General features: G+C 69.6%; 2 protein-coding genes. One reads left to right on the plus strand and one right to left on the minus strand.

Going from position 1 to position 3,614, the window contains the following annotated elements; genetic code table 11:
- A partial coding sequence (locus tag BN903_RS09635; RefSeq protein WP_048077535.1) for a glycoside hydrolase family 97 catalytic domain-containing protein occupies positions 1-3,045 on the plus strand: 3,045 nt, incomplete at its 5' end.
- A 55-nt stretch (positions 3,046-3,100) separates the two neighbouring features.
- On the opposite strand, the gene BN903_RS09640 is transcribed toward BN903_RS09635, so the two are convergent.
- Positions 3,101-3,436 (minus strand): Fe-S cluster biogenesis protein NfuA, encoded by a 336-nt coding sequence (locus BN903_RS09640; RefSeq protein WP_048077536.1) that lies wholly within the window; start codon positions 3,434-3,436, stop codon positions 3,101-3,103.
- Positions 3,437-3,614: the final 178 nt, after the last annotated feature.

Genomic DNA, 3,614 nt, shown 5'->3' on the forward strand with positions numbered 1-3,614 from the left:
CTGATCGAGTCGCAGCTGGTCCCGCTGCTCTCCGACCCGCTCGACGAGGAGGCGCTACCGGCGGGAGCGGGGGGCGAACCCGACACCGACTGGATCGAGCCGCGCAAGTACGTCGGGATCTGGTGGACGATGATCGCGGGGCAGGCGAACTGGGAGTACAAGACCGACGACGCGGTCGCGGGCGGGGGCGGAAATCCGGCCGCCTACGTTCACGGGGCCCGCACCGAGCGGATGAAGCGGTACATGCGCTTCGCGAGCGAGAACGGGATCGACGGGGTCCTCGTCGAGGGGTGGAACGAGGGGTGGGCCACCTATCCCGGCGACGGCTCCGGGTTCGGCTTCGGCGTCGACGACTCCTACCCGGACTTCGACGTGCGCGAGGTGACCGACTTCGGTGCCGGGCTCCCGAATCCGGTCGAGATGACGATCCACAACGAGACCGCCGGGAACCTCCCGGGGTACGAGTCGGCGATCCTCGACGAGGACGTGTTCACGGGCTACGACGAGACGGGGATCAACTCGATCAAGAACGGCTACGTCTCGGACCCGGGCCTCGGCATCGACGGCGACGGCGCGGAGCCGACCCACAACCAGCACAACCAGCTCGCGGTGAACCACCACCGGCTGGTGATCCGGGAGGCCGCCGCGAACCGCCAGCTGCTGGAGATCCACGAGGGGATCAAGCCGACCGGCGAGATCCGCACCTACCCGAACGTGGCGAACCGCGAGGTCGTCAAGGCGCAGGAGTACGACGGGTTCGGCCAGCTCGGGTCGAACGTCGGCCGCGATCACCACGTCACGCTCCCGTTCACACGGAACCTCGCCGGTCCCGTGAGCTTCCAGCCGGGGATCTTCGACATCACCTTCGGCGACGACCGCGGCGACCAGATCCAGACGACGCGGGCGAAACAGCTCGCGATGTACCCGACGTACCTCAGCGGCCTCCAGATGGCGGCCGACCGGATCGAGGGGTACGTCGACGAGACGTTCGCGGCCGGCGAGGGCCTCCACGCCGCCGCCGGCGACCGCGACGGACTGGTCACCGACGACTCGTGGCGGAACGCGTTCGGGACCAACTTCGTCGCCGTCGACCCCAACCGCGCCCCGAGCGGATCGTCGGTCGCCTTCACGGTCGAGGACGTGCCGAGCGCCGGGACCTACGACCTCCACCTCCGGTACGCGAGCGACGCCGAGGAGAACGCCGGCCGCGTGATCGACGCCGGCGGGCCGCGCGCGACCCTGCGCGTCAACGACGAGGCGCGGACGATCGAGCCGCCCTTCACCGACTACTGGGACGACTGGCAGGTGTTCACGACGGAGGTCGAACTGGCGGCCGGCGACAACGAGGTCGCGATCGAACTGGACTACGACGACGGCGACGGCAACTTCACCGGCGACGTCGGCGGGTTCAACCTCAACGCGGTCGCGGTCACCGAGTCCGGCGAGCCGTCGCCGATACCGGCCGAGTACGAGGGGTACGAACCCGAAAACGAGAACTTCGACGCCGAGCCGGAGTTCGGCTTCATCGAGTCGGTCCCGGCCGCCGGCTGGGACGAGACCCGCGTCGTCGGCTCCGCGATCGGCGAGTACCTCGCGATCGCCCGCCGCCACGGCGACGAGTGGTACCTCGGCGTCATGACCGACGGCGACGGGCGGACGGTCGACGTGCCGCTCGACTTCCTCGCTCCCGGCAACTCCGGCGACGCTCCCGGCAACTCCGGCGACGCCCCCGGCAACTCCGGCGACGCTCCCGGCAACTCCGGCGGCACGCCGGGTCGGGGTAACGGGAACGGCAACGGACGCGGAAACGGGAACGGACGCGGCAGCAGAAATGGAAACAGCCGCGGCAACGGACGTGGAAACGGGAACGGGAACGGAAACGGCAACGGCCGAAACGGTCCCAAGTACGTCGCCGAGATCCACTCGGACGCCGTCGGTACCGGCGTCGACGTCGACCCGACCGGGGTCCGCATCGACGAGGCGGTCGTCACGCCGAGTTCGACCCTGTTGGCGTCGCTGGCCCCGAGCGGGGGGACCGCGGTCAGACTGCGCCCGGCTCAGGGCCGCGAGATCAACCGGCTCCCCGAGTACGAACGGCCGGAGCAGGAACTGGAGATCGAGATCGCCGACGAGGTGGTCCTCGGTGACCCCCTCCTCACCGCGACCGGGTCGAACGACGCCCCGTTCGTCGGCGGCACGGCCGTGGAGGTGTCGATCGACGGTGAGGTCGCCTCGCGCGACATCGTCCGACTCTCCCCGGACGCGACGAACGAGACCGTCGAACTCGGGTTCCGAAACCCCGGGTTCGGTACCTTCGATGTCGTCGTTCGCGAGGCTGAGAGCGGAGCCGAACTCGCCGCCAACACCGTCACCGTCGTTCCCGGCGACCTCGTCGCCGAACTGACCGATCCCGCCGGCGACGACGACGGCCCCGGCGAGTACGTGTATCCGAGCGCCGACGCGTTCGAAGCGGGCGCGTTCGACCTGCGCGCGTTCCGCACGTACGAGACCGACGACGAGTATCGGTTCGCCTTCGAGGTGGAGAACCTGTACGACACGTTCGACGGCCAGTTCTCGCCGCACTACTTCCTCGTGTACCTGCGCGATCCCGAGGCCGACGGCGGGCGGACGGCGTCGCTCGACGACATCGGACTCACCGCCGAGTTCGCCGACCCGTGGCAGTGTCGGGTCGACGCGAGCGGCTTCGGAAGCGGGGTCACGGACGGCGACGGAGCGACCCTCGGCACGCCGGAGGTGTTCGTCAGCTTCGACGCGAACACGGCGGTCGTCTCGATACCGAAGTCGGCGGTCGGCGACGACCTCTCCGGCTGGGAGGTGCTGCCGGTCGTCGGCTCGGAGGACCGCGGCAGCCTGCGGGCGGTCGAGGTCGACGCACGGGATTACGTCTTCGGCGGTGCCCGTGAGGGTGCGGCCGACAACGCGCCGCAGATCATAGACCTGATCACGCCCGAGGGCGTCTCGCAGGCGGACGCGCTCGATTACGGCCCGGACTCGCCGGCGTCGCTGCCGTTCACGCCGCTGTAGGGGGAAAAAGAGGAGGCAAAAGCGAGTGGGGCGGGACGGGGTCGGCCCGCCGCGCTCAGAAGTGGTTCGCGGACTCGGTCTCGTGTTTGAGTTCGCCGCCGCGGCCGCCCTCGACGGTGGACGCGCCGTTGTCACCGGAGGAGGCCGTCCGCACCGTCACGTCGTCGACCTCGTCGAAGTCTAAGATTAGGTCGCGACGGATGTTGTCGGCGGTGATGTTAGAGATGCCGCAGCCGGAGCAGGTGCCACCGAGTTCGACGACGACCTCGCCGGTGTCGGGGTCCGCCTCGCGCACGACGCTCGTGCCGCCGTGCATCTGGATGATCGGCATCTGCCCGACCATCCACCGCTCGACCCGGTCCGCGAGGCTCTCGTCGCTCTCGTCGCTCATTACCTTCCCTTCGCTCCCGACGATATGGAAAGTTGCGGTTTAGGAACCGCGAGCAAGCGAGAAAGGAACTGTGTCACCGTCGATGAGGCGGGAACGCGCCCGGACAGGCCGCGAACGGGCGCGGCGAGCGGGCGCGGCGGTCGTAGCGGGCGCGAGGCCGCTATCGGTCCGGCTCGTC

It is taken from the genome of Halorubrum sp. AJ67, from assembly GCF_000513435.1.

What these genes read in the sequence shown, in the direction of transcription:
- BN903_RS09640 (WP_048077536.1), bottom strand. Translation starts at nt 3,436, where the DNA reads ATGAGCGACGAGAGCGACGAGAGCCTCGCGGACCGGGTCGAGCGGTGG.